Genomic DNA, 23,853 nt, shown 5'->3' on the forward strand with positions numbered 1-23,853 from the left:
TCTCTGACTGCCAGTACCCTTTGTTTTTTGAAGGTAATATCACGCTATTCTTCCCGCTCATTTCAGGTACAAAAGGATTTGACCATGAGCGGTAAACCGGCTGCCCGGATGGGCGATATGACCAAATACGGCGGGCCGATAGTTCAGGGCTCTGCCGGGGTGTTTATCGGTGCCCCCACCGGTATTGCCTGCTCAGTCTGCCCCGGTGGTATCACGTCGGGGAATCCGGTCAATCCGCTGCTGGGTGCCAAGGTCCTGCCCGGCGAAACCGATATCGTTCTGCCCGGCCCGTTGCCGTTTATCCTTTCCCGCAGCTACAGCAGCTACCGGACGAAAACGCCTGCCCCGGTGGGCATCTTCGGCCCCGGCTGGAAAGCCCCCTCCGATATCCGCCTGCAGCTTCATGATGATGAACTCATCCTCAGTGACAGCGGCGGGCGCAGCATTCATTTTGAGCACCTCTTTCCCGGCGAGACGGCCTTCAGCCGCAGCGAGTCCCTGTGGCTGGCCCGCGGCGGGGCGCTGACGCTGCATGAGAGCAACGCCCTGCATCAGGTGTGGCAGACCCTGCCGGTGGATATCCGGCTGAGTCCGCACATTTACCTGGCAACCAGCAGCCCGCAGGGGCCCTGGTGGATGCTCGGCTGGGCTGAACGTGTCCCGGACGCAGAGGACGTCCTGCCCGCACCGCTGCCGCCGTACCGGGTCCTGACCGGGCTGGCGGACCGTTTCGGGCGCACGCTCGCCTTTCACCAGGCGGCGCAGGGGGACTTCAGCGGTCATATCACCGCCGTCACCGACGGCGCAGGCAGGCGCTTCCGGCTGGCGCTGAGCGCACTGACACAGACCCCGCCGGTGTCAGGCTACGGTGCCGACAGCGGTGTCCGCCTGGAGGCGGTCTGGCTGACACACGACCCGGAATATCCGGACAACCTGCCCGCCGGGCCGCTGGTGCGCTATGAATACACTCCGCGCGGTGAGCTGGCGGCGGTGTATGACCGGGGCGGCACTCAGGTGCGCAGTTTTACATATGATGATAAACACCCTGGACGCATGACGGCGCACCAGCACGCCGGACGCCCGCAGACCACCTACCGCTACGATGATGCCGGGCGGGTGGTGGCGCAGCATAACCCTGAAGGGCTCAGCTACACCTACGGATATGAAAAAAACGCCGTCATCATGACCGACAGTCTGAACCGCCGGGAGGTGCTGCACACCGAAGGCGAAGGGGGGCTGAAGCGGGTGGTGAAACAGGAACAGGCGGACGGCAATTGCATTCTCAGTGAATTCGACAACGCGGGTCGCCTGCTGGCACGGACCGATGCGGCCGGGCGCCGGACGCAGTACCGGCTGAACGTCGGGTCCGGTGACACCGATGCCATCATTGCCCCCGACGGCAGGACCACGCGGTTTTATTACAACAGCCGGCGTCAGCTGACGGACACGACCTGGCCTGACGGCCTGAGCACCCGCCGGAAATACGATGAGCAGGGACGGCTGACGGCGGAGACTTCACGCGGGGACAATACCAGCCGCTGGTTTTATGCCGGCCCGCAGGATGAGCTGCCCTGTGCCATGCAGGACGCCACCGGCAGCAAAAAGAATATGGTCAGGAACCGTTATGGCCAGGTGGTCACCTTCACTGACTGCTCCGGTTACCAGACCCGGTATGAGTACAACCGCGTCGGCCAGATAACGGCCATTCATCAGGAAGAAGGGCTCAGTCAGTATTTCACGTACGACAGCCGCGGGCGTCTCATCAGCCGGCAGGATGCACAGGGCCATGAAACACGTTATGAATACAGCGTTGCGGGCGACCTGACTTCCACTGTTAATCCGGATGGCAGCCGCAGCGAAACGCAGTACGACGCAGCAGGGCACCCGGTCAGCGTCACCGCAGGCGGCCTGACCAGAAGCGTGAAGTATGACAGCGCCGGGCACATCACCACCCTGATAAACGAGAACGGGGCCACCACCGCCTTCGCGTACGATGTCATGGACAGGCTGGTCCTGGAGACGGGCTTTGACGGCAGAACACAGAGGTATGATTACGACAGGACTGGCCAGCTTATCCGCAGCGAGGACGAAAGCCTGGTCACGCTGTGGCATTACGACGACGCAGACCGCCTGACGCACAGCACCCTCAACGGCGAACCGGCAGAGGCGTGGCAGTATAATGACCGCGGCTGGCTCACTGAAATCAGCCACCTCAGTGACGACCACTGCGTTGCGGTCCACTACAGCTATGACGGTAAGGGTCGGCTGGTCAGCGAGAAACAGACGGTCCATGCTCCGCAGACGAATGAACGGCTGTGGGAGCACATCACCAGATACGCCTACAGCACACAGGGACTGGCAAACCAGACCACACCTGACCAGCTTCCCCCCGTGGAATGGCTGACGTACGGCTCCGGTTATCTGGCGGGGATGAAAACGGGTCACACCCCGCTCATCGATTTCACCCGGGACCGTCTGCACCGGGAGACGCAGCGCACGTTCGGGACTTACATACAGACCACGGCATACACGCCTGCCGGGCAGTTACAGCGCCACACGCTGAACCTGGCGGCGCTTAACCGGGAATACGGTTACAGCGACAGCGGCCAGCTGGTCCGCATCAGCAGTCCCCTTCAGCAGCACCACTATCAGTACGACGACGCCGGACGGCTGAGCCGGGTGCATCACCTCCCTGCAGACACCACCGCTGACTTCCTGACCGACCCGGCGGGCAACCGGATTGCGGACCGGGTGCAGTACCCCGCGCTGCCTGCCCGCTTCCCGGATAACCGCATCAGCGAAGATGCGGGCTGGTTTTACCATCACGATGAACACGGCAGGCTGACCCGGAAGGACGAACGAAACATCCGCGACGGCGGCAGCCACAGCCACCAGTATCACTACGATAACCGGCACCGGCTGGTGCACTACTGCCTCACGCAGCAGGGGCAGACGCTTCGGGAAAGCCGCTACCTGTATGACCCGCTGGGTCGGCGGGTGGGCAAAGAAGTGTGGTACGGTGCGGACAGGATGCCGGAAGTGACCTGGTACGGTTACGACGGTGACCGGCTCACCACCACGCAGACGGAGGTGAAGCGCATCCAGACGGTATACCTGCCGGGCAGCTTTACCCCGCTACTGCGCATCGAAACGGAAATGACGGAGCTGGCACGGGCGGGGTACCGCACGCTGGCGCAGAAACTGCAGCAGGACGCGGGGGTGACCTTCCCTCCGGTGCTGGCGACGATGCTGGACGGGCTGGAGGAGGAGCTGCGGTGCGGGGAAATCAGTGCTGCTAATCAGCAGTGGCTGGCACAGTGTGGGCTGACGGCGGAGCAGATGGCGCGACAGCTGGAGCCGGTGTACACGCCGCTGCGTAAACTGCACCTGTACCACTGCGACCACCGGGGGTTGCCGCTGGCGCTGATACACCATAACGGCAGTGTCGCGTGGCAGGCGGAATACGACGCATGGGGCAACGTGCTCAGGGAGGATAACCCGGAGGGTCTGGAACAGCTTATCCGCCTGCCGGGCCAGCAGTACGATGCAGAGACGGGGCTGTATTATAACCGGCACCGGTATTACGACCCGGCGCAGGGACGGTATATCACCCAGGATCCGATTGGGCTGATGGGGGGATGGCATTTATATCAGTATCCTTTTAATCCAATTCGATTTATAGATCCACTAGGCTTGGCTCAAATTTGTACAAGACCCCTTAAAGGTTCGCGAGGTTTCAGGACAAATGGCATAACAGGTCTCGATCTTGGCATTTTCCATGCACACATATTCTTTGATGATGGTACTAATATCGGATATGGTGGTGATAGTGGGTTATTTAGTGAATCTAAAACTAATGATTACACCTGTAATAAAGAAAAATATAACGATGAAATAATGAAAAAAGCAATCGATATAGTCAAAAATGAACCAGATAATTTATTATTTCCGAAAGGAAGTAAACAATATAGAAATGATAACTATGGTTTTATAATAAATAACTGTCAAGACTTTGTAAGCGATGTCCTGGATGAGTACAAAAAAATAGAAGGTGCGAAACAATGAGCCGTTTTCTGGTAAGAATTTTTATCGCTGATATGTTTATATTATCAATTCAGGCTGCATTGCTACTTTACCATCCATTTCAGTCGCAGAAAAATGATGTAACATCTGATCTTATTATTAATTTAATGTTTACTATAAAAAATGACACCATTCTTTTTCTAAACCCACCACTGTTAATTCTTTTATATTACGCACTGTTTTTTTTAACAAATAAAACTGATAGATTAACACCAAGATTATTCCTATTAGGGATTTTAAATTTCATTATTCTGTATTGCTTTTCTTGGGTTGAAATGCTTCTGTTAATAGCCAATGACGTCAGGGTATAGAAGTACGAATACAGTCACCTCCGTGAGGATGATTTTAGTTAAATGAACATGCCCCGTATTAGCACCTGACGGGAAAACTGGAGGAGGAGTACCTACAGGATAGGAAAGTTCATCTGTATCACTGCGACTACCGGGACCTGCCGCTGGCACTGGTCAACGCGAAGAGGAAAGCGGACTGGTCGGCGGAATATGATGCGTGGGGCAATGTGCTCAGTGAAAATAACCCTCACAATCTGAAACAGCTCATCCGTCTGCCGAGACAGCAGTATGATGAAGAGACGGGGGTACTATAATCGGCATCGTCACTATGATCCGTTGCAGGGGCGGTATATCAAGCAGGATCCGGTGGGGCTAGCGGGAGGGATGGAATCCTTATACATATCCATTAAATCCAGTTACAGAGTTTGTTTTTGGGATGAGTATAGGTTCCCCGTTTATCAGTATGAATGCTTTGGAACTGGGAGCCGCCACATAAATCTCTGTGGTGGACGGAAGCGCAACTAGTGTTAATGATGTCGATAATGCTCTGATCGTTGAGAGAGAAGTCGATGCACAGAGTCTAACTTTAAATTGTGTAAAAACCTTTTTAAATAAAGAATCTGGTTTCTTACAAGAAAAAGCATCTGATTTTCTTATCGAAAGTTTATCTTCATACAACCATAAACAGTAAAACATACAAAAGAGTTATATCATGAAAAAACATCCCCATATGTATCTAGTGGTTCCCAGCATCATAGTAATAACTTTAACATCAATTTACTTTGTTAATATGAAAAACAAATTAAAACCCGAAGATAAAAAAGCAGAAAACTCAATTTACTGCCAGTAATATTAGAGAAATTGAGGAACAAACACAATATGGGAAGGCATCCGCACTATCATAGCTTGGTTTTTGCTATGAAACTGGGTAAGGATATACTGAAGAGAGACCGGGAGTACAGTTCTAATGACAGCAGGCAACCTGTAAGCATCTGCTTAACTGCTTTAAACACATAAGAGCCTTACTCGCTAGTTGGACAAAATACCACCAGAGACAAGCAAACTGCTGTTACCGACCCAGACGATGCTTAACGAAGCGGCAATGGAGTGACAACAAATTGAAAGCTCGTTGCATAAGGCAGACCAAAATGAAGTAGCTGTTGGTACATAGCAGCGATAACGGCAACTTGTTGCTGCACGAGCGGCTATGAGATGGTAGTGGCGATGGTGCGCACTTGTACGGGCGAATTAAACAGGGTGCAAAGTCCGCGAATTACTCAGGCAAGTTAGAGCATACTGACCGAAAGTTGCCTCAACGTTGGCCCCATGTAGGAGCTAAACAGAATTGAAGGTGGATGAAATGTATATCAATATCAGTAGATTCCTATACCCCCCAAAATCAGCAACCGAACCAGGTTATACCGAGCATTTCATCATTCCCCCGGAACCTAATGCCGCCTGGATGCGCAAATTGATGCAGGGGCTCCCTTTGACCTCCCACCCCAAGCCTCTAAAATCCCCCAGAAAAAAAATAACTGTCATACTTTTCTGGCACTGTTGGACATATCGTGGAAATGCTCGCCATAATAAGGACGAGACGGATTTACCACGTCCTGTGATTGAACTGGAGTGTGAGCTGTAATGGGTCAGGAAAAGTTATATATCGAGAAAGAGCTGAGCTGGTTAGCATTCAACGAGCGTGTCCTTCAGGAAGCGGCAGATAAAGGTAACCCGCTGATTGAGCGTATGCGTTTTTTGGGTATTTATTCCAACAACCTGGATGAATTCTATAAAGTTCGCTTTGCAGAGCTGAAGCGCCGAATCATCATCAGTGAGGAGCAAGGCTTAAACTCGCACTCGCGGCATCTGCTTGGCAAAATCCAGGCCCGCGTGTTGAAAGCCGATCAGGAATTTGACGGTCTGTACAACGAACTGCTGCTGGAAATGGCACGCAACCAAATCTTCCTGATTAATGAACGCCAGCTCTCCGTCAACCAGCAAAACTGGTTACGTCACTACTTCAAGCAGTATCTGCGCCAGCACATTACCCCGATTCTGATTAACCGCGAAACTGACCTGGTACAGTTCCTGAAGGATGATTACACCTATCTGGCGGTTGAGATCATTCGCGGTGAATCTATTCGCTACGCGCTGCTGGAAATCCCGTCTGATAAGGTGCCACGTTTTGTGAACCTGCCGCCGGAAACGCCGCGCCGACGCAAACCGATGATCTTGCTCGACAACATTCTGCGTTATTGCCTGGATGATATCTTCAAAGGCTTCTTCGATTACGATGCGTTAAACGCCTATTCCATGAAGATGACCCGTGACGCCGAATATGACCTGGTGCACGAGATGGAAGCCAGCCTGATGGAGCTGATGTCATCCAGCCTGAAACAGCGTCTGACGGCAGAGCCGGTGCGCTTCGTTTATCAGCGTGACATGCCAGATGCCATGGTTGAAATGCTGCGCGAAAAACTGACGATTTCCCGCTATGACTCCATCGTACCAGGTGGTCGCTACCACAACTTTAAAGACTTTATTGGCTTCCCGAACGTCGGCAAAGCCAACCTGGTCAACAAACCGTTGCCGCGTTTACGCCATATCTGGTTCGATAAATTCCGTAACGGATTCGATGCCATCCGCGAACGCGATGTGCTGCTTTACTACCCGTACCACACGTTTGAACACGTGCTGGAACTGCTGCGCCAGGCCTCTTTCGACCCGAACGTACTGGCCATCAAGATCAACATCTACCGCGTGGCCAAAGATTCACGCATCATCGATGCCATGATCCATGCCGCGCACAACGGCAAGAAAGTGAGCGTGGTCGTTGAGTTGCAGGCGCGTTTCGACGAAGAAGCCAACATTCACTGGGCTCGTCGTCTGACAGAAGCGGGTGTGCACGTTATCTTCTCGGCTCCAGGCCTGAAAATTCACGCCAAGCTGTTCCTTGTTTCCCGTAAAGAGGGTGACGACGTGGTGCGTTATGCCCATATCGGTACCGGTAACTTTAACGAGAAGACCGCACGCATTTATACCGACTACTCGCTACTGACCGCCGATGCGCGCATCACCAACGAAGTGCGCCGGGTGTTTAACTTCATTGAGAACCCGTACCGTCCGGTCAGCTTCGATTATCTGCTGGTGTCGCCGCAGAACTCGCGCCGCCTGCTGTACGAGATGATCGACAAAGAGATCGCCAATGCGCAAAAAGGGTTGTCTTCCGGCATCACGCTGAAGCTTAACAACCTGGTGGATAAAGGACTGGTTGACAGACTTTACGCTGCGTCCAGCTCGGGCGTACCGGTCAATCTGCTCATTCGCGGCATGTGTTCCCTGATCCCGGAACTGGAAGGCATTAGCGAAAATATCCGCGTAATCAGCATCGTTGACCGCTATCTGGAACACGACAGGATCTACATTTTCGATAATGCGGGAGATAAACAAGTTTATCTTTCATCTGCGGACTGGATGACACGCAATATTGATTACAGAATTGAAGTAGCGGCTCCGCTGCTTGATCCTCGACTGAAGCAGCAGATCCTCGACATTATCGAGATTTTGTTTAGCGATACGGTGAAAGCACGCCATATCGATAAAGAACTCAGTAACCGCTATGTGCCGCGCGGCAATCGCCGCAAAGTGCGGTCACAGCTGGCGATTTACGACTATATCAAATCACTCGAGCAACCCGATTAACCTATGCCGATAAATGATCAGACCCCACGACCGCAGGAATTTGCCGCGGTCGATCTTGGCTCTAACAGTTTCCACATGGTCATCGCCCGTGAGGTGGATGGCGCGTTGCAGATAATCGGTCGTCTGAAGCAGCGTGTACATCTGGCGGACGGTCTGGATGAGAGAAGTATGCTCAGCGAAGAAGCGATAGAGCGCGGCCTAAACTGCCTGTCTCTGTTCGCTGAACGCCTGCAAGGCTTTTCTCCGTCCAGCGTTTGTATTGTGGGAACACATACCTTGCGCCAGGCGCTGAATGCGCCGGAATTTCTCAAGCGTGCTGAAAAAGTGATCCCCTACCCGATTGAAATCATCTCGGGTAACGAAGAAGCACGTCTGATTTTTATGGGCGTAGAGCACACGCAGCCCGAAAAAGGCCGCAAGCTGGTGATTGATATCGGCGGCGGCTCGACGGAGCTGGTGATTGGCGAAGACTTTGAACCCCGCCTGGTGGAAAGCCGCCGCATGGGGTGTGTCAGCTTCGCGCAGCTCTACTTCCCTGGTGGGGCAATCACCCGCGAAAACTTCCAGCGTGCGCGCATGGCAGCTATTCAAAAGCTGGAAACGCTTTCCTGGCAGTATCGCATTCAGGGCTGGAACGTTGCACTCGGGGCATCCGGCAGCATTAAAGCGGCGCACGAAGTGCTGCTGGCTTTGGGTGAAAAAGACGGTTTTATTACCCCGGAACGCCTGACAATGCTCACCGAAGAGGTGCTCAAGCATAAAAGCTTTAATGCACTAAGCCTGCCGGGGCTTTCTGAAGAGCGAAAAGCGGTGTTTGTGCCGGGCCTTGCTATCCTGTGCGGCGTGTTTGATGCGCTGGCCATTAAGGAGCTGCGTCTTTCCGATGGCGCGCTGCGTGAAGGTGTTCTGTATGAAATGGAAGGCCGCTTCCGTCATCAGGATATCCGCAGCCGCACGGCACAAAGCCTGGCCAACCAGTACAACATTGACCGTGAACAGGCCAAACGCGTGCTGGATACCACGACCCAAATGTATGACCAGTGGCAAGAGCAGAATCCTAAGCTTGCGCACCCGCAGCTGGCCGCGCTGCTGAAATGGGCCGCCATGCTGCACGAAGTGGGTCTGAATATTAACCACAGCGGAATGCATCGCCATTCTGCTTATATTCTGCAAAACAGTGATTTACCTGGTTTCAACCAGGAACAACAGACCATGATGGCGACGCTTGTGCGTTACCATCGCAAAGCCATTAAGCTTGATGAGCTGCCGCGCTTTACGCTGTTTAAGAAAAAGCAGTTCCTGCCGTTGATTCAGCTACTGCGTTTAAGCGTGCTGCTGAATAACCAGCGTCAGGCGACCACCACGCCGCCAACGCTGCGTCTGAAAACGGACGATCATCACTGGACGCTGAGCTTCCCGCATGACTGGTTTAGCCAGAATGCGCTGGTGCTGATGGATTTGGAGCGCGAGCAACAGTACTGGGAAGCGGTGACCGGCTGGCTACTTAAAATTGAAGAAGAGAACTCGCCCGACGCGAACGTTGCGGCCTAATGATTCAGGCGCTCTCACAGGGCGCCTCCTCTTCGAGTAATGATTCCAGCGCCACCGGTTTACCTATCAGATATCCCTGAACATAATCGATACCTAGCGCGTGCACAGCGCTACGTATCTCTTCGCTTTCCACATATTCCGCCACCACCAGCATTTTCTTCATCCGGGCCAGATGGCAAATTGACGCCACAATCTGATAATCCAGACTGTTGCTCACAATATTGCGAATAAAGCTGCCATCAATCTTCAGAATATCGGCATCGACGCTTTTCAGACGCGCATAGCTGGCATATCCCGTACCAAAGTCATCAATGGCAATGCGCACGCCCATCTGCTGTAACTGCCTGAGAGTGTGCACCGCCAGCGGCGAATTGCCGAAGCAGCTGCTTTCAGTGATTTCAAACACTAACTGCCAGGCTTCAACACTGTACTTTCTCAGCAGGCGGCTGACCTCCAGCGGCAGTTGCGCGCGGCACACCGTCGACGGCGCCAGATTAATGGCAAAACGCTTGCCTGGTAGTTTGTCGCGATGCTCAGTAAGAAAACGCAGCGTACGTTCCAGTACCCACAAATCAACGCGCGACGACAAGCCAAACTCCTGAGCCACCGGCAGGAACAGATCAGGCGAAATGAGCTCACCCCGTTCATCGGGCATCCTCAGCAACACTTCATGGTAATGATCACCACGCAGTCCCCGCACTGGCTGGACCATCAGGGTAAATTCATCCTGCTCCAGCGCGCGCTGGAGGCGATTCATCATGGCCACTTTGCCCTTCAGATCCCGCTGTAAATTCACGGCGCCGCGCTGCTGAAGATTTTCAGGATGGTTGGTTGACAGCGACAGGTCAGCAATGACCCCCAACTCACCCAGAACGAGATAGAGATGATTAACCGGCGACCGGACAAAACAGTAACTGACCCCCACCTGGGGCTGCAACGGCATTCCATCCCAGATGAACCGGAACTGTTTAATATGCTCATCCAGCGTGTCGATGCGCTGCTGGTGCGACTCGGTATTCAGACGCACGGCCAGATCGTAGCCGGTAAGATGGTAGACCCGTTCATTGGGCTGGAGCGTGCCATTAATCCATTCCGCCAGCTTTTGTTTGTACTGAATACGCAACAGCACGCCATAGTTACGCCCTAATACTTCAAGTTCAGGGATACGCAACAAACAAAGCGCCGACCACGGATTTTTGGCCAAATCGCGCGACAACGCCCGCAGGTTTGGCATATGCACCACCGGGTCGAGTAGCGCCAGCCTGCGCGAGCGGATATTAATAGCCCGCTGGCGTGTTGCCAGCATGGACATGTAAGTCACCACAAACGAAAAGACCAGATAACTGGACGAAGTAATTGCCAGCTGCACGTCATATCCCTGATGCAGCGGAATGTAGCGGTAATAGTAGTGAATGGTTACCAGCAGTACCGGCGTCCAGATAATCGACATCAGCTTATAGCCAAACCGCATTGCGCCCCAGAGCATTACCGGCATCAGCAGCGATAAGGTGTAGTTGGTACTGAAAATGGAGCTGTTTTCGTTCATCGGGAGCAACAGCAAAGAGAGCAAGCCACCTAACATCGCAGCCCAGATCAGGAACTCCATGATGCTGACTTTCTTATCTATCTGCGCACGTACCTGAGAGATCAACGCTTTGATGTAGCGCGGGTTACGGATAAGGCGAATCAACAGATAGCTCAACGGTACGCCCGTCAGCCCACTGACCAGCAGCGCCTGATAATTGATAAGCGTCCGGATATTCAGGGGATTCAGGCCTGCCATGCTCTGACGACTTTCATACACCCCCAGATACACCGCAAACTGAAACAGCGACAGAAACAGCGTCGCCGGGCAAAAGACCTGCCAGAAAATGCGCTGCGCCATCAGACGCACATCCCCGTATGCCGTCATATTACGTCTGGGGGTAAACACACGATAGCCCCCCCAACTGAGCACCAGCGGGACGATAAAATGCAGAATGCCTGCGCCGGTTTCAAACAACCCGACCGAAGGGTAGTAGCGGAAAAACAGCGCCAGAATAACCCCGGGGATCGCCGCCAGGCCAAAAAACAACATCATGGCAAGCAGGAAAAAGAGGGGAAGATAATAGAGCGCAGCCAGTCCATCGCCCAGTTGCGAAAAGGTGTTCACCACACTGAGCAACGGCAACAAGATACTGGGTAAAATTAGCGGAAGCGCCCACCAGCGATCTTTGTTGTTTTTCAGGAAGATGAGAATGTTCATAGATGCCCGATTAAAAACCCATTCGATCCTGTGGGTAAATTAAGACAGGCATCCAACCTGACGAAGATGCCGCCAGTCAATTTCTGCGCGGGCATATTGGAGGATGGATTTTAGTTCGAGGCCCAGGGAATCCGTTGACTTAAATCAAACTAATTTATTCGAATAATGCTTTCTTACGAAATTCGGAACTCGTTTTATTTATTTTATCAAAGCGGTAAATGCATAAACCATGTTTAATAACATTAGTTAATGTAAACGTTGACGGTTTTTTACACATTCCAGAATTGACCCCCTCTTCCCACTGTGCCTTAATATCCGTATCGCCCAAAAGGGTATGCCCAGGATAAACACAGTGAGTCAGGCCACGCGTATGCACAAACGACATCGATTTAACACTCGGATGACCCGCATCATACTGCTTATCAGTTTTCTCTTTTTCTTTGGCCGCTTTGTTTATTCTTCCATCGGTGCCTGGTATCACCATCAGGATAAAATGCAATCTCAGCAAACCAGTCTGTCCGTCTATACTTCCGAACGCTAAACCAGCGGCTTATTTTGCAGCATCCGTATAATGGCAGAGATCCCTTTGCTCAGGATTTTATCCTGGCGCATCACTACAGCCAGTTGGCGATGCAAAACCGGCGTCAGCGAATGCACGCTTAACCCTTCGCAATCGGCTGGGTTTTCCACCGCCATTCGCGGCACGATGCTGTATCCAAGCCCTGCACGCACCATACGTTTGATAGCCTCGATGCTTCCGAGCTGCATGACCGGCGCTATCGCGATCCCGCAGGCCTCAAACCAGCTGTCAATCAACGCGCGTGTACCGCTTCCCGATTCGAAAGCAATCAGGGGCTGAGCGTGCAGAACCTCTGGCGTCAGCAAATGCCACGCGCCGGGCTGCTCCTGAGAAACAATAAAGACGAACTCTTCGTTCATCACCGGCATAACATCCAGCGCGCGCCCGCTGACAGGCAGCGTGACCAGCCCCATGTCCAGACGATTTTCTTCAATCGCGCGCACAATATCGAGCGTATTCCCGGTGGTGACGCCCACCTTTAACAACGGGTAGTCGTTTCGTAGCTGCTGCAACAGCGGAGGCAAAAGATGGATACAGGCCGTTGCCCCAGTCCCGAGCGTGATTGTGCCGCTCACCTCGCGGTTAAACTCGCTGACGGAACGAATAGCCTCATCCACCACTTGTTCGATACGCTCCCCGTGGCTTAACAACGCCAGCCCGGCTGCAGTGGCTTTAATGCCGCGCCCAGTTCGCTCAATTAATCGCGTCTGGAGAAATTGCTCTAGCTGGCGGATTTGCAGACTAACCGCAGGCTGAGAAATACCAAGCACATCCGCAGCGGCGGAAAAGCTGCCCCGCTGTACCACCAGGCGAAAAGTCGCCAGATTGCCCAGATTTAGCGTCGTCATTCAAAGTTTCTCTTATACAGGTCATAAGGTCGCGAGCCTGCCTGCACAATACCGCGCCCGTTATGCTGAGGACAACTGCATAACGGAATGAAAAATAATGGAAACACCTGCCCTGCCTCGCCGACTCGCCCTGACGGCGGGATGCAATCAACTCATCAACTGGGGAATTTCGTTTTATATGCCCGGCACCCTTGCGCGATCGATTTCAGCCGACCGGGGTTGGTCATCACCGCAGATTTACTTCGGCCTGACGCTGGCGATGCTGGTGATGGCGGCGGTTTCTCCGTTTGTCGCCCGCCTGCTGGCACGCTTTGGCGGTCAGAAGGTGGTGATGGGCGGCACGTTACTGATCGCCATAAGCTGCGCGGGGATGGCGTATACCCAGACGCTTTTTGGCTGGTACTGTGCCTGGCTGGTCACCGGCGTCGGGATGCGCCTGTCGCTGTACGATGCGCTGTTCGCCGCGCTGGTGAACCTGTACGGGCAGCAGGCGCGAAGAACCATCTCGCGCGTCACGCTGGCAGGCGGGCTGGCCTCAGCCATCTTCTGGCCGCTGGGTGATGGCCTGCTTCACGTCATGGGCTGGCAGGACGTGCTGCGCGTCTATGCCCTCTTTGGTCTGCTGAGCGCGGCACTGATACGTACGCTTCCCCGGCAGCGGCTGACGGTGACGACAAAGGTCAGCACGCCGCCGCTGAATAACGAGCGGCGTAACGGCTGGCTTTATGCTGTCTTTATTGCCCTTATCACCTTCGTCTCTAACGGAACGTCCACCCACCTGCCAGAGTTTATCACCCACTTTGGGCTGCCAGTGGTCGTTGGCATGCTGTGGGGATTCGGCCAGACCGGCGCGCGCGCGATGGAAGTGATGGCGGGCACCCGCATAACGCCGTTCAATCTGACCCTTTTCACCGCGATCGCTATGCCGATCTGCTTTCTCGTCGGGTTAAGCAGCGCCCTTTTTGTCTGGTGCGCCGCCGGGTTCGTGCTGGGATACGGTGCGATAAACGGGCTGGTCACCCTCGTCAAAGCCACCCTGCCGCTGGAACTGTTTAGTCCCGAAAGCTATGCCGCCCGCACCGGTATACTGCTTATTCCCGGTCAACTGATGGCGGCGGCGTCGCCGTTTGCCTATGCGTGGCTGAATAAAACGCTGGGGATTGTCGGCGCAATGTGGGTCTCAGCGGGCCTGACGCTGGTGATTGCCGGGCTGGCGATAGCGATTGTCCGTCTTCCCGGCAGGCTAACTGCATTGCACTGTATCCAGCGCGCCACGCTGACTAACGGGTACAAAACGGCGCCTCCGGCAAATCTCTCTGATACATAAATACGGTTATCTGTGTCCGACATCATTCAGAACCGATGGTTTGCTGAAAAGGCGGCTCATTTAACTTTCTGCACTTCCGTATCCCCCGGCAGCAGAGCAGTGCCGTCCTGCGCTGCTGGCACCATAAAGGGAACCGGCTTGCCCGTCCGCCTGTCGACCAGCAGCGAGTGGCGCTCGCCCTGCGCAAAAAGATGCTGTTCTCCCCACTGACGCAGTGCCACGACCACGGGAAAAAGACTCTCACCTTTATCGGTCAGCACATATTCCTGATACGCCGTGCCGTCTGATGCCCCCTGTAACGTCAGGATGTCCGCATCAACCAGCTTGCGAAGCCGGTCAGAAAGGATGTTGCGCGCCACTCCGAGGCTCCGCTGAAAATCCCCGAAGCGCGTCATGCCGTCAAACGCATTACGCACAATAAGCAGCGACCAGCGATCCCCGATCGCCTCGACGCTGCGGGCAACGGGACAATATTCCTGTTTAACCGTCTTTTGGGACATCTCGTTTTTTCCTCACAAAGGCCAGCCATAACCAGTTGCATTTTAAAACCACATAACCTAGCATTCAACCAGTTTCATTTTAAAACCAGGTTAACTCAGGCGAGGAATAGTAAATATGTCACTGACATCAGCCCCTCTTTCAGCCGATATGCCGCGCAGCATGGTCTGGCTGTTCGCCATCGCCAGTGGTTTAAGCGTGGCTAACGTCTATTACGCACAGCCTTTGCTTGATGCGCTGGCGAACGATTTCGGTATCAGCCATGCGGCAGTGGGTGGCGTGGTGACCGCGACGCAAATGGGCTGCGCACTGGCTCTGTTGCTTGTGGTTCCTTTGGGTGACAACGTTGATCGCCGGCGACTAATGGCAATACAACTGGTGGGGCTGGTAGTCGCGCTGTTTTACGTCAGCATGGCGCAGACCTCCTCCGCCCTGCTCGCAGGTATGCTTGCGACCGGCATGCTGGGTACGGCAATGACGCAAGGGCTGATTGCCTATGCCGCCAGCGCCGCGTCGCCGCATGAACAAGGGCGTGTTGTCGGTGCGGCGCAGGGGGGCGTGTTCATGGGTCTGTTGCTCGCGCGCGTCTTTGCTGGCGGCATCAGCGATATCGCTGGCTGGCGTGGGGTCTATCTGTGTGCCGCCGCGCTGATGCTCATCATTGCATTACCACTGTGGTGGAGGCTTCCCGCTCTGCCAGCCGTCTCTGCCAGGATAAGCTATCCGCGCCTGATGGGCTCAATGCTGACACTGCTGCGCCAGGAAAAAATCCTGCAGATACGCGGCGTGCTGGCGCTGCTGATGTTTGCGTCGTTCAACATTTTCTGGAGCGCGCTGGTGCTGCCGCTGAGCGCCCCGCCCTTTAGCTTCTCGCATACCGCGATTGGCGCATTTGGACTGGCTGGCGCGGTGGGGGCACTGGCGGCTGGCCGGGCAGGACGATGGGCCGATCGGGGCTATGCTCAACGCACCAGCGCGGCGGCACTGGTGATTCTGCTGTTGGCATGGTGGCCGTTGTCGCTTATGGACCGTTCACTCGGGATCCTGCTTATCGGCATCATCCTGCTCGATTTGGGCGCACAGGCACTGCACGTCACCAACCAGAGCATGATTTTTCGCACCCGTCCCGAGGCGCACAGCCGACTGGTCGGGATTTACATGCTGTTTTATGCCGTCGGCAGTGGACTCGGCGCGCTCGGCACGACGATGATGTATGCCTTTGCCGGCTGGCCGGGCGTCTGCCTGCTTGGCGCCTCGGTCAGCCTGCTGGCGCTGGTGTTCTGGTTGTTAACCCGCTTCAGCGCCCACTCTCTGCGGGATAATCGCGATTAATCCACGCGTGATCGTCTTCCCAGGTGAACATCCATTTTCGCACCGGCCCGGCCATCACGTTGAGGTAATAGCTGTCATACCCGGCCATCGTCGCCACCGGGTGATAGCCCTTCGGCACCATGACCACATCACGGTTGTAGACCGCCATACACTCATCCAGCGTTCTGTCGTCGGTGTAAACGCGCTGCATACAAAACCCCTGCTCCGGGTTCAGACGGTGATAGTACGTCTCCTCAAGATAGGTTTCGTTCGGCGGATTATCCGTGTCGTGCTTATGGCTCGGGTACGAGCTGGTACAACCTTCGTTGGTCCAGACCTCCACCACCAGCAGGCTGTCGGCCTGTTTGTCTTCCGGAAGAATATTATGCACGTAGCGCTGGTTATTACCCTTGCCGCGCGCTTCGCCGTCGATATCCTGCGGGGCAATCAGCCGCGTCGGATACGTGCCTTTGCCGGGAGCGGCGCAGACCGCCAGCTCCAGTTTTGTCAGCGCCTTCACCTGCACCGTCTCCTGCGGGGTGACGTAAACCGACCACGGCTTGATGCGTTCGAACGGGCTCATCCGCTCGCCGATGTCGTTAAACTGCGCGGAAGGCGTACTGATGGAAGCGCGTCCGGCCACCAGCACCAGACAGCGCTCTTCGCTCACGGCGGGCAGCGTCAGCTGCTGCCCCTCCTGTAGTTCATACGCCTCAAAGCCGACATACCCCCAACCTGCGCTTTCCGGCGTGACCGACTGGGTGCGCCCCTCGCCGTTCGGCTGCTGCCAGCGTGATAACAGACGTGACATGTCACCTCCTCAAATAAGTCCGGCGTCGCGCGCCAGGCGGCTCAGATTGTTATACCCCAGACGGGCGTAGGTCAGCGGATGGGCTATCGCCGGATCCTGTTCGGCCTCCACCACCAGCCAGCCGTGATAGTCCTGTGCTTTCAGCAGCCGCATGATCGGCGGGTAATCCACGCAGCCGTCGCCCGGCACGGTAAACACGCCGCTCAGCACCGCATCGAGGAAGCTGGTTTTACGGTTTTTCACGTCCGCCAGTATGTCGGCACGCACGTCTTTGCAATGAACGTGGTTGATACGCGACGCCCAGCGCTGCGCCACCGCCAGCGGATCGGCCCCGGCAAAGGTCAGATGCCCGGTATCCAGCAGTAACCCCACCGCGTCGCCGGTGTGGGTCATCAGGTTGTCCACGTCGTCAGCGGACTCAATCACCGTGCCCATATGGTGATGGTAGGCAATCTGCACTCCCTGCTGCTGCGTATAGCGGGCAAATTCGGTGAGTTTCTCGCCATACTCTTTCCAGCGCTCCTGCGGGAAACGCGGGCGCAAATGCACCGGGGTCTGCTGCTCGCCGTGAATGCAGCCGCTCACTTCCGCAAAGACCAGCACCTTCGCGCCCAGTTCGCGCAGCAGCGTCAGGTGCGGCTGCACGGCGGCGATCTCCTCCTCCACGCTGCGCTCCAGCAGGCGGCCAGAATACCAGCCGGAGACCAGTTGCAGGTCATGGCGCTGCAAGATGGGGCCGAGCAGACGTGCTTCGCGCGGGAATTTATTGCCCAGTTCAAAACCGGCGAAACCGGCCTCTTTACCTTCGCTCAGGCAAGTTTCCAGCGACGTCTCCGCGCCGAGTGAAGGCAGATCGTCGTTCGTCCACGTCAGCGGGTTAATGCCCAGTTGTACACTCATTGTCGTCTCCATTATGCGTGTCCGCGCTCGCGCCACCAGGCGATAAGCTGCAGGTAGTTGTCCCGAATGCGCGCCACAAGCTGCGCATCGTCAATATCGTGTTTCAGCCATGCGCGCGAGGCATCGCCAAACAGCGTGCGTCCCACGGCGAAGCCTTTGACCAGCGCCTGCCCCGAGGCCGCTTTGAAGTCGGCGCGCAGCTGTTCTGCCGGGGCGTCCAGACCCAGGATCACCACCCCACGGCAGTGCGGGTCACGACGTTCGATGATTTCGCTCAATGCCGTCCAGCCCTCGGCTGAGAGCGGCGGCAGTTTCCACCAGTCGGGGTAAATGCCCAGGTTGTAGAAACGGGAGATAGCACGCAGGTAAAGTTCGTCACTGCGCGGCATGGTCGCGGGCAATATCACCTCCAGCAGCAGCTCATGCCCGGACTGACAGCAGGCGTGGTACACCTCGGCGATTTTCTGCTCCTGCTCCAGGCGCAGGCCGTGGGCGTCTTCCGGGTGGAAGAAGACCAGGCACTTCACCACGTGTTCCTGCGGCCAGCTGATAAGCTGAGTACCGATGTTGCCGTGCTCCATCTCCAGCGGCCGGGAGCCCGGCAGCTCTATAGGGCGGCCAATCCACCACCCTTCGCCGGTTATCGCGTTCAGCGCGTCCTGACCAAAGGTGCCGTCGCACAGCAGACCAGCTTTGCCCTCCAGCCCGGCGCGGCTCGCCGCCTCACGGCTGGCTTGCAGGATCAGCTGTTTCAGCGCCGAAATGCGCTTGAGCGACGCGCCACACTGCATTGCCATATCTTCCAGCTGGCTGCGGTGGTCGAAGGCCATCACGCACAACTCCGGCCATTCGCGGCGGCGGGTCGTGACGCGATGGAGATGGTTAAGACGCGGGTCAAGATCCGGGCGCGGAACGAGGGCGGCGCGGGAAAGATAATCATCCAGTTCAATTTTGCTCGGCATCGCCGGGGCGCAACCGTGGCGCGAGACCACCAGCGCGCCGCAGGCGTTGGCATAGCGACACGCCTGCTCCCAGCCCTCGTCGTTCAGGTAGCCGCGCAGCAGACCGGACATAAACGCATCCCCCGCGCCGAGAACGTTCAGCACCTCCACGCGCACGCCGGTCACCGTCAGGCCGTCGTCCAGTCGGGGCGGAATGGCGTCGGTATAGACCGAACAGCCAAGCGCACCACGTTTGCAGACCAGCGTGGCCTGACTCACACCACGCACCTGCCCCAGCGCCTGTAGGGTATCCGTGCTGCCGCCCGCAATGTGGAACTCCTCTTCGGTGCCGACGATGACGTCGAAGAGGTGCAGCACCTCCTGCAATTCGCAGGTGACCTTATCGGCGGCGATAAAGCGCGTTTCGCCATCGCCTAAGGCGGTCAGCCCCCACAGCACCGGACGGTAGTCGATGTCCAGCACCGTGCGAACGCCGTGACGGCGGGCATAGCCCAGCGCCGTTAGCACCGCCTCGCGGGTCTGTGGGTGAGAAAGGTGAGTCCCGGTGATGGCAAGACAACGTGCGGAGGCAATGTAGCTTTCATCCACATCGCTGGCGGTAATCGCCATATCCGCGCAGTTATCGCGATAAAAAATCAGAGGAAAAGTGTCCCGGTCTTTAATGCCGAGTAACACCAGCGCCGTAAGGCGGTCTTTATCGGTAATCAGATGGCTGGTATCGCAGCCCACCTGGTTGAGCTCTTCGCGCAGGAAGCGGCCCATATGTTCATCGCCCACGCGCGCCAGCATCGACGAACGTAAACCCTGACGCGCGGTGCCGTACGCCACGTTGCCGGACGACCCGCCGAGATATTTGGCGAAGCTTGACACATCCTCCAGGCGGGCACCAATCTGCTGACTGTAGAGGTCTACCGCCACGCGGCCCATGCATATCACATCAAACTGCTTTTCCACGTTGATACCTCATCAGACAATGTCGTTCACGTTCAGCCAGCGGCCCTGTAGATGCGAGAGTGCAATCGCGTCCAGCACGCGAGACACTTTCCAGCCCTCTTCGAAGTCCGGCCACATCGGCGCGTCGGCGGCAATCCCGTCTACCAGGTCGCGCACCTCCACCGTTTTTTGATCGTTAAAGCCAATACCGTGGCCCGCGCCCATGCAGAACGCGGCGTAGTCCGGGTGTGACGGGCCGACGAGCAGCGTGCGGAACCCCTGGCGGTTCACCGGATCGTCATGCAGATAGAGCTTCAGCTCAGCCATGCGCTCCTGGGTGAAACTGATAGCGCCTTTGGTCCCGGTGATGATGTACGACAGCCCCATCTTGCGGCCGCAGGCAACGCGTGAGGTTTCAATGACGCCCTGCGCCCCACCGGCAAAACGCACCATCGCGTGGGCCTGATCCTCGTTTTCGACGGCAATCATCTCCGACGATCCGGCCTTTGCAGGGCGTTCCGGGACCACGATCTTCAGGTCGCCGCAGACCTGCTCAATCTCCCCCACCAGGTACTGCGCCATATTGACGATATGCGCCGCCAGATCGCCCAGTGCCCCTAGTCCGGCGGTCTCTTTAAAGCAGTGCCAGTGGATCGGAGAAAGCGGGTCGGCCATATAATCTTCGTTGTGGGTGCCGTAGAAATGGATCACCTCGCCAATCTCGCCGCGCGCAATAATCTCTTTCGCCAGCTGCGCCGTCGGATTTTTCATGTAGTTGAACCCCACCAGCGTTTTCACCCCTGCCCGCTTCGCGGCGTCGACCATCTCGCGCGCGTCGTGGGCATTCAGCGCCAGCGGTTTCTCCGAGTAGACGTGCTTGCCGTGACGGATTGCCTCCAGCGCCATCTCTTTATGCAGATGGTTAGGCGAACAAATATCCACCACGTCAATGGCCGGGTCGGCCACCAGCGCCCGCCAGTCCCCGGTTGAACGGTTGAAGCCAAACGCCTGCGCCCGCTCTGCCGCCAGCGTCGGGTTCACTTCGGCCACCATCTCGCGCACCAGCTTGCCGCGCAGGTTGAATACCGTCGGGGCCTGGGCATAGGCGATGGCATGTGCCTTGCCGATATACCCGGTGCCAATCAATCCAATACGAACCTCTTTCATCATGATCCTCACAGTGCGCCGCGACGGCTTTTGGCGTAGGTATCAAACGCCACCGCCAGAACGATAATTAATCCGGTGATAATTTGCTGGTAGTAGGCCGAGACGTTCATCAGCACCAGGCCGTTAATCAGAATACCCATGATGATGGAGCCGATAATGGTGCCGCCAATGCGCCCGTAACCGCCCATCAACGAGGTGCCGCCAATCACCACCGAAGCGATGACGCGCAGCTCAAAGGAGATCCCGGCGACTGCCTCGGCGCTCCCCAGACGCGCGCTCAGAATGAAGCCCGCCAGCCCCGCCAGACAGCCAATCAACACATACACGCTGACCAGCACGCGCTTCACGTTCACCCCCGCCAGGCGCGCCGCCTCCGGGTTACCGCCAATGGCGTAGACGAAGCGGCCCCAGCGGGTTTTGTGCAGCGCCAGATAGCCGCCGACAGCAACGATGGCGAAGATCCAGATAGGAATGGAGACGCCGAGCAGCTCCCCGCGTCCCCACCAGCGGTAGCCAGGATCAAAACCAGCAATCGGCGCGCCGTCGTTAATCACCAGCGTGAGGCCGCGCCAGATGGTCATCCCGCCAAGGGTAACGATGAACGGCGGCAGGCGCAGGCGAGTCACGCCCAGACCGTGCAGGAAGCCAATCGCCGTGCCCATTGCCAGACAAATCCCCAACCCAATCAGCCAGCTCATGCCGCCCCAGGCGTTCGGGTCGACGGTGGTGAAGTTGTCGCCCTTAATCACGTACGCCGCGGTCATGGCGCACACCGCCAGAATGGATCCCACGGAAAGGTCGATCCCGGCAGTCAGGATGACGAAGGTCATCCCCACGGCCATGATTCCGTAGATAGAGACTTCGGTCAGGATGTTGAAAATATTGCGTTCAGAGAAAAAATTACTGTTCTGCGACTGGAAGAAAATCAGCAGCAGGATCATGAAAATCAGCACCCCGAAGCGCTCGAAGAAGGCGATGGGATCGATGCGTCCGGCGCGTTTGACCGGGGCCTGTGTTTTAGAAATCATCTGCGTCATGAGAAACTCCGTTATGCCGCGTTCAGGGCGTTGTGGTTGATGGCCATCATCGTCATCAGCCGTTCTTCGTTAGCGTCGTCACCGTGGATCTCGCCGGTCACCCGGCCTTCACTGAGCGTGATGATCCGGTCAGACACCGCCATCACTTCAGGCAGATCGGAGGAGATCACGATCACCGCCACGCCCTTTTTCGCCATATCAAACAGCACCTGGTGCACTTCTGATTTGGTCCCCACGTCGATGCCGCGCGTCGGTTCATCGACGATCAGCACCCGCGGGTTGAGCGCCATGCAGCGCGCGAGGATCACTTTTTGCTGGTTGCCGCCGGAGAGCTTGCGCACTTCCTGCTCGCTGTTGACCATTTTTATCTGCAGCGCTTTGCGGTAGGACTCAATCAGGTCGTCCTCTTTGCGGGTGTTCACGAACCAGCGCCACTGCAGAAGCGAGGAGAGGCAGGAGAGCGACAGATTGTCGCGAATCGACAGCCCCAGCACCGCCCCCTCTTTTTTGCGGTCTTCCGGTACCAGCGCCACGCCCTGATCAAGGGCATAAAGCGGGTCGCGCGGCTGGTACGGCACGCCGTCCAGCTCAAAGCTCCCCGAGGTAAAGGCGTCTGCGCCAAACAGGCAGCGCGCCACTTCGGTGCGCCCTGCGCCCACCAGCCCGGCAATGCCTAAGACTTCCCCGGCGTGAACGTGGAAGCTGATGTCGTGCAGGGCAATGCCGTGCGGATCCAGCGGCGGCTTTTCGCGGCTCAGCCCCTTCACTGCCAGGCGGACGGGTTTATCTTCATGATGGGTTTCGCTGGCCGGACGGCGATTAAAGGCCACGTCGCGCCCGACCATCAGGCGGATCAGCTGTTCAACGTTGGTCTCTGCCACTGCGCCGGTGCCGGTGAAACGGCCATCCTGGAAAACGGTGAAGCGATCGCAAAGCTGGAAAACTTCATGCAGACGGTGGGTGACATAAATAATGCTCACACCACGGTTTTTAAGCTCACGCACCACGCGGTGCAGGCTTTCCACCTCGCTGTCGCTCAGCGCGGCGGAAGGTTCGTCCATAATGATTAACCTGGCGTTCAGGGTCAGCGCCCGGGCGATCTCCACCATCTGCTGCTGGGCCACGCTCAAACGGGCGACAGGCGTGGTTGGGGCGACGTTCAGCTGCAGGTAATCGAGAATGACCTGCGCCTCCTGATTAACCGCCTTTTCGTCAACGATCAGGCTACGCCTGCGCGGCTCGCGCCCAAGAAACATGTTTTCTGCAACGGTCATATTGGGCAGCAGGTTAAATTCCTGATAGATGGTGATAATGCCCTTGTTCTGCCGCACCACCGGGGAGTCGTCCACCGGCAGCGTTTCACCGTTGAACCAGATATCGCCGCGCGTTTGCGGCTGCGCGCCCGCGAGCGCTTTCAGCAGCGTGGATTTTCCTGCCCCGTTTTCCCCCAGCAGGGCGTGAATTTCTCCGCTGCCGACGGTCAGTTGAGCGCTGCTCAGCGCCCAGACGCCGGAAAAGCTTTTGGCCAGGTCGGTCACTTTCAGTAAGGGTTGCGACATCAGTCTGCTCCTCCTTTAGAGTGAGCCGCCGCTTACGCGGCGGCTGCGG

Annotated in this window: 15 protein-coding genes and 1 pseudogene; 7 read left to right on the forward strand and 9 right to left on the reverse strand. The window is 56.4% G+C overall.

Annotation, left to right across the window (positions count from 1 at the left end):
- The first annotated feature begins 84 nt into the window (after window positions 1–84).
- The 4 genes and pseudogenes from HV107_RS02790 (at window position 85) to ppx (ending at window position 9,626) form a co-directional block, all read left to right on the forward strand.
- Window positions 85–4,065, forward strand: a complete 3,981-nt coding sequence (locus HV107_RS02790; protein ID WP_182061993.1) for an RHS repeat-associated core domain-containing protein — start codon at window positions 85–87, stop codon at window positions 4,063–4,065.
- Window positions 4,066–4,489: 424 nt separating this feature from the next.
- Window positions 4,490–4,794 (forward strand): annotated as a pseudogene (locus HV107_RS02795) (RHS repeat-associated core domain-containing protein); the annotation flags it as partial.
- 1,220 nt (window positions 4,795–6,014) lie between these two features.
- On the forward strand, window positions 6,015–8,075 hold the full coding sequence (gene ppk1, locus HV107_RS02800; protein ID WP_182061994.1) for a polyphosphate kinase 1: 2,061 nt from the start codon (window positions 6,015–6,017) through the stop codon (window positions 8,073–8,075).
- Between the two features lie 3 nt (window positions 8,076–8,078).
- A complete protein-coding gene (gene ppx / locus HV107_RS02805) occupies window positions 8,079–9,626 on the forward strand; it encodes an exopolyphosphatase (RefSeq protein ID WP_182061995.1) in 1,548 nt (515 codons plus the stop codon).
- A gap of 4 nt (window positions 9,627–9,630) precedes the next feature.
- Here the strand turns inward: ppx and HV107_RS02810 are convergent, their stop codons facing one another.
- Complete coding sequence (locus HV107_RS02810) at window positions 9,631–11,871, reverse strand: EAL domain-containing protein (protein ID WP_182061996.1); 2,241 nt, start codon at window positions 11,869–11,871, stop codon at window positions 9,631–9,633.
- Between the two features lie 352 nt (window positions 11,872–12,223).
- On the opposite strand from HV107_RS02810, the gene HV107_RS02815 reads away from it, so the two are divergent.
- Entirely contained in the window at window positions 12,224–12,412 is a 189-nt protein-coding gene (locus tag HV107_RS02815) for a YfgG family protein (RefSeq protein ID WP_182061997.1), read from the forward strand.
- On the opposite strand, the gene HV107_RS02820 is transcribed toward HV107_RS02815, so the two are convergent.
- Window positions 12,409–13,299 carry a LysR family transcriptional regulator gene (locus HV107_RS02820; protein ID WP_182061998.1) on the reverse strand — a complete coding sequence of 297 codons (891 nt, stop codon included), beginning with the start codon at window positions 13,297–13,299 and terminating at the stop codon, window positions 12,409–12,411. The genes HV107_RS02815 and HV107_RS02820 overlap by 4 nt on opposite strands.
- A 97-nt stretch (window positions 13,300–13,396) precedes the next feature.
- On the opposite strand from HV107_RS02820, the gene HV107_RS02825 reads away from it, so the two are divergent.
- Window positions 13,397–14,626 (forward strand): MFS transporter, encoded by a 1,230-nt coding sequence (locus HV107_RS02825; protein WP_182061999.1) that lies wholly within the window; start codon window positions 13,397–13,399, stop codon window positions 14,624–14,626.
- A gap of 56 nt (window positions 14,627–14,682) precedes the next feature.
- Here the strand turns inward: HV107_RS02825 and HV107_RS02830 are convergent, their stop codons facing one another.
- Complete coding sequence (locus HV107_RS02830; protein WP_182062000.1) at window positions 14,683–15,126, reverse strand: helix-turn-helix domain-containing protein; 444 nt, start codon at window positions 15,124–15,126, stop codon at window positions 14,683–14,685.
- Between the two features lie 115 nt (window positions 15,127–15,241).
- Here HV107_RS02830 and HV107_RS02835 point away from each other — a divergent pair, with 115 nt between their 5' ends.
- Window positions 15,242–16,456 carry an MFS transporter gene (locus HV107_RS02835; RefSeq protein WP_259349677.1) on the forward strand — a complete coding sequence of 405 codons (1,215 nt, stop codon included), beginning with the start codon at window positions 15,242–15,244 and terminating at the stop codon, window positions 16,454–16,456.
- Here the strand turns inward: HV107_RS02835 and iolB are convergent.
- From iolB to HV107_RS02865, 6 genes are read right to left on the reverse strand one after another with little or no spacing between them, the layout of a single operon-like run.
- Complete coding sequence (gene iolB / locus HV107_RS02840; protein ID WP_182062001.1) at window positions 16,422–17,246, reverse strand: 5-deoxy-glucuronate isomerase; 825 nt, start codon at window positions 17,244–17,246, stop codon at window positions 16,422–16,424. The two genes, HV107_RS02835 and iolB, sit on opposite strands and share 35 nt — an antisense overlap.
- 9 nt (window positions 17,247–17,255) lie before the next feature.
- The gene (gene iolE / locus HV107_RS02845; protein ID WP_182062002.1) at window positions 17,256–18,146 is read right to left on the reverse strand and encodes a myo-inosose-2 dehydratase; all 891 of its coding nucleotides are present in this window, start codon (window positions 18,144–18,146) and stop codon (window positions 17,256–17,258) included.
- An 11-nt stretch (window positions 18,147–18,157) separates the two neighbouring features.
- The gene (gene iolC, locus HV107_RS02850; protein WP_182062003.1) at window positions 18,158–20,062 is read right to left on the reverse strand and encodes a bifunctional 5-dehydro-2-deoxygluconokinase/5-dehydro-2-deoxyphosphogluconate aldolase; all 1,905 of its coding nucleotides are present in this window, start codon (window positions 20,060–20,062) and stop codon (window positions 18,158–18,160) included.
- A gap of 12 nt (window positions 20,063–20,074) precedes the next feature.
- Window positions 20,075–21,208, reverse strand: a complete 1,134-nt coding sequence (locus HV107_RS02855; protein ID WP_182063445.1) for a Gfo/Idh/MocA family protein — start codon at window positions 21,206–21,208, stop codon at window positions 20,075–20,077.
- 8 nt (window positions 21,209–21,216) lie between these two features.
- Window positions 21,217–22,245, reverse strand: a complete 1,029-nt coding sequence (locus HV107_RS02860) for an ABC transporter permease (protein ID WP_182062004.1) — start codon at window positions 22,243–22,245, stop codon at window positions 21,217–21,219.
- An 11-nt stretch (window positions 22,246–22,256) separates the two neighbouring features.
- Entirely contained in the window at window positions 22,257–23,804 is a 1,548-nt protein-coding gene (locus HV107_RS02865) for a sugar ABC transporter ATP-binding protein (protein WP_182062005.1), read from the reverse strand.
- Window positions 23,805–23,853 lie beyond the last annotated feature (49 nt).

Source organism: Enterobacter sp. RHBSTW-00175 (assembly GCF_013927005.1).
Classification (GTDB): domain Bacteria; phylum Pseudomonadota; class Gammaproteobacteria; order Enterobacterales; family Enterobacteriaceae; genus Enterobacter.